General features: G+C 53.0%; 3 protein-coding genes. All 3 read left to right on the plus strand.

Features of this window, described 5'->3' with window-relative positions:
- The first annotated feature begins 149 nt into the window (after window positions 1-149).
- Window positions 150-1,712, plus strand: coding sequence for a GWxTD domain-containing protein (locus tag KJ970_02340; GenBank protein ID MBU2689737.1), 1,563 nt, complete (start codon window positions 150-152; stop codon window positions 1,710-1,712).
- Window positions 1,713-1,756: 44 nt separating this feature from the next.
- Window positions 1,757-4,219, plus strand: coding sequence for a hypothetical protein (locus tag KJ970_02345; protein MBU2689738.1), 2,463 nt, complete (start codon window positions 1,757-1,759; stop codon window positions 4,217-4,219).
- A gap of 18 nt (window positions 4,220-4,237) precedes the next feature.
- A partial coding sequence (locus KJ970_02350) for a hypothetical protein (GenBank protein MBU2689739.1) occupies window positions 4,238-4,480 on the plus strand: 243 nt, incomplete at its 3' end.

Raw genomic sequence — 4,480 nt, forward strand, 5'->3', positions numbered from 1 at the left:
GGATTGGCGCTTGGGATCGGGGTAAAGATACCAACGAGCTTGAATTCCGAGGGCGCCGTCGATTACGCTTTTGTTGATCAGGGTGATCTAGGGGGAGTTCATCGGATCTCAATCGACTTCCGTTTCTAGATCCGGATCAACAGCACTGATTGAGACCGCCGGGACAGATCCCTTCAGGAACCGGCGGTCTTGGTTTTATTGGGGTTGGATCGGGGAAGAATATGACCCTCGCGGTCGCAACCTTGCTGTTGGGTATCAATATCTTGGGATTGGGCGGTGATCCCGAGGATGCGGCCCCGTTTCCCGTCGAGGCGACTGGAGATATTCATTTTCAACTCGATGCCGCGCGTTTTCTGGAAGACTCCCTGCTGGTACAAGAGATCTATCTCAGCATTCCTCAAAAGGAGCTTTTCGCCATTTGCATTGAGGAAGGGGACTCTCTTTTTCAAATCAATGTAAAACTCGATTTTTGCGATCACGACGGCAATGTGATTCTGACCCGGGCGGGAGATTTGGATCTGCCCTATCTGCCGACAGAAGCGGGTGACGGGCTTTCGCCGGCGCATACCCTGACTTTCCGGCCGGAGATTCCTAAAAGTACGAATCGTCTTAAGGTTTATGTTACCGATATCAATGCCGGCAGAAAAGGATTGCTCTATCAAATCCGCGGCTTGAACAAGGAAGGGAAGGCGGAGGCATGGTTTGATTCAAACATCCTCCCTCATCGCGGCGGGATGAGTGATATTCTTCATGTCTGGTCGGTATCTGATCCCGAGGAAGGGGTATCCTCTGTTGTGGATTTGAGCGGATCCGGTCGGGCACTAAGAGAGAGAATTCTGCCGAATCCTTCACATTTCTACGGGCTCTATCATCAGGATCTAGCTGTTTATGGCGAGCTCTATCCCGACCCTGACTGGGACATGACGGAAGCACAATTGCTTCTCCTTGTGGAAGCATTACAGGACTCCACAATGATCCGGCAGAGCCGGGAGTCGATTCCGTTAAAGGGATCGGTCGTACCGGTCTACCGGCGGTTTGATCTGTCTGATTTCAGCGGAGGGACCTATGCTCTTACGATGCGATGGACCGACCCGGCCGACTCTATGCTTCTGGCCTCAAAAAAGACCCTCTTTCAAGTTTTGTGGGAACCGGAAACCTGGTATTTGACGGAAAAGGAGCTCCTGGAGGATGCGCACGTTCTCTTGAGTGATTTACAGTATAGGGAGTTTGTGCAACTCGACCGAGGGAACAAGGAACTCTATATGGAGCGTTTTTGGAAAGAACACGATCCGATTCCCTCAACGCCGCAAAATGAGATCCGCCAGGTCTTTGAGCAAAGAAAGGCCTATGCTCAACGAAATTTCGGCGGATTCCGCAAAGGGAAGCTCTCCGATCGCGGGCGATTATATATTCGATGGGGCTCACCCGATGAAATTGAGAAGGAATTAAGTCCCAGTGATCGCGAAGCCCTAAATGAAGTTATCTACCGGGAATTAGACGAGGATGATATGGAAAACAGCGCACGGCGCGGCGCCAGAGTCCTCGATAACCGTTCCTTTGAAGTCTGGTATTACCACCTTCAGGGAGAGCCTCTCTTCCCTGAGTATGTCAGCCCCCGGATCCCCCGGGAGATGAAATATATTTTTGTCGACCAGCTTGGTATCGGTGAGTACACGCTGGTCTATACCAACGTATTTGGCGGCATTGATTGACGTGAACGAGTTAGCCGAAAGGGGGGTTGGAGCCGGAGGCGAGCATGAAGCTTCACGGATATTGGTTAGCAACCGGGGCTGTCCTGACTCTTGTCCTATTCCACTTGTTCCCGGACCCAATTGAGGCTCGTTATTTGAGGGCAACTGATGCGCCCTCTTCCACAAGCGGTATTGATCAACTTTACGCAACGCGGCCGCCGAATCTTTTCTATCATAATGTGGGACTCCTGGAGCTCCTTGTCACCAATGTCGGTCTGATTGGCAATCCCTTCGGATTGGATTCATTCGGGGCCGGATGGGGTGGCGGCGAATTCCTCTTTGCCGCGGGGCTTTGGATTGGTGCGGTAGCCAGCGACAATCTCTCCTATGTTTCAACCGGTGTTTCCTCGGGCTCCTTCAGTCTGGAATTTTTGCCGGAACCGGATCCCATTGATACAATCTATCCATCCTTTGAGGGCGTTCTTGGGGGCAACCGCACCGGTTTCTCAAGCACGGTCGATGATGACGGCGATGGATTGACCGACGAAGACTTTCACAATGGGAGGGATGACGATGGTGATGGGTTGACGGATGAGGATTTCGAGGCCATTTCTCAACAGATGTTTTCTTGCCAGTACACGGATTTTACGGAGAGGGCGCAGGATACGAATCCAGAACACCGCCCTCTGAACCTGCTGGTTCAACAACGCAGTTTTGCCTGGAGCACACCCGGTTCAAACGAGTTCATCGGCTTCGAATTTACCATCTGGAATGATGGATTTGAAACACTGCGGGATGTTTATATTGGATTCTTCGTTGATTCCGACGCAGGACCCCGTGATGCTGAATCTTATTGGACGGATGACGGTGGAGCCTATCTTAACCTGGATACACTTTATGTGAACCCGGCCCGCAATGATGAATGCGCCGCCGAGACTTTGAACATTGAGATCTGTTATATGCACGATATTAAGGATGATGGCCAGACGGCTACCGGCGGTGATATCGATGGATATTTCGGGGGGATGTTCTTAGGGCATACTATTGATCCCATCGGTGTCTTTGCGCCTGAAGAAGTCGGTATCTACTCGGCTGCTTTTTTCAGCAGTAACGCCCCCTATCCCGAGGGCGATCCGGGCAACGATTTCGAACGGTACGACCTGTTGAGCAGTGGAAACAAGCCGACCCGGCCGACAACCCAGCCCGATGATTATCGCTATGTCTTTTCGGCCGGTCCCTTCGCCGAGCTTCTGCCGGATGAAAACCTGATGTTCCAGACGGCCTTTGTCATCGGCTCGGGGCGGGGCGGCATGGTCCGCAATGCCATGAACGCGCAGAGGATCTATAACGGGATCTGGCGTGATGTGGACGGCCGCGCCGATACTGGAATCGAAGGCCGGGAAACCTGTCTCATCGCCATCGGACCTGGTGAGCCGGCACGATGGACCGATCCCTGCCGGGACCTTTCACCGGTCCGGGTTATCAAGGAAACCGAGTGTATTCCCGAAAACTATGTCGACAATGATTGCGATCTCTGCACACCCGATCCCCTCTGCATCGGATGCGAAAAATTGGTGCATTGGGTGGGCAGTGTGGCGCCTCCTTCTCCCAGCATGAACAATGACGAACCGAAGGATCCCACCGTTACCGTCCGGCTGCCGGCGGGAGACAAATCGGTCAGATTGGAGTGGGACAATATCAGTGAATTGGCCGTGGATCCGATTTCGGGCAAGATCCTCTGGACAGGATATAAAGTCAATCAAGCCAAGGATTGGAACCGGCCAACCGGCTCCATTGGACCGGCTCCTGATGATTGGCAGGTCGTCTTTGAAATATCATCCGATCCCAAAGATGGTCTGGGGGAGGATTCACCACATCACATCAAGCATTTCACCGATTTCACCGTGACGTCCACTTATGATGTTCTGACCGGGGCGAGCGGCCCGGATTCGATAAAGCCCTACTATCCGGTCGGTCGATACAAATACACCGACACCGGCGGATTGCACAATGGGATGTTGTACTATTATGACATAACGGCCTTCAGCACCATTCCCGACACACTCGATCCGGGTGATCCGTTGCTGGGTATCGAACCGACCATTGCTTACTATGAGTTGGAAAGCCGGCCCACCGCAACCGAGGATCAGGCTGTCATTCCAATCTGGAGCGGGACTTCCTCGATGGATGATATTTATGTTATTCCCAATCCTTACATCCGGGGTGGGCAGCCGGCCAGCTGGGATCTGAATCCCAGTGACAGCGATCCGACAGGCACCAAGATCGCCTTCGCGCATCTTCCGCGGAAAAAATGCGAAATTCATATCTATACATTGGCTGGCGATTTGGTGCAGACCCTTGAGCATGATCCCGCTTTGGACGCGGCCTTGGGCCGTGAGTCGAACAGTGGAACAGTCTTTTGGAATCTGATTACCAGCAATGGCCAGGATGTGGTCAGCGGTGTCTATCTCTTTGCGGCGAACTGCGGTAGCGATACCAAGGTGGGACGCTTCGTTATTATCCGATAGAAGGGGGGAGCGATTATCATGAAACGTTATCTGCTGTTCATCATGTTCTGTTTCCTGTTGCTCCCGGTTCCGGCCTTCGGTGCCCGCGAGTTTGCAAAGGTGGGAACCATCGGGGGTCAATTCCTGAAGATACCCATGGGAGCGCGGCCGGTCGCCATGGGATCGGCCTATGTCTCACTGGCCGATGATGCGAATTCCGTCTTTTGGAATCCCGCCGGGATCGCCAGGTTGTCACGGACCGTGTTGTCGATTCACCACACA

The organism is Candidatus Eisenbacteria bacterium (assembly GCA_018831195.1).
Classification (GTDB): Bacteria; Eisenbacteria; RBG-16-71-46; order CAIMUX01; family JAHJDP01; genus JAHJDP01.

Excerpts from the sequence above, each read along its gene's own strand:
- KJ970_02345 (MBU2689738.1), top strand. The coding sequence starts at position 1,757 with ATGAAGCTTCACGGATATTGGTTAGCAACCGGGGCTGTCCTGACTCTT.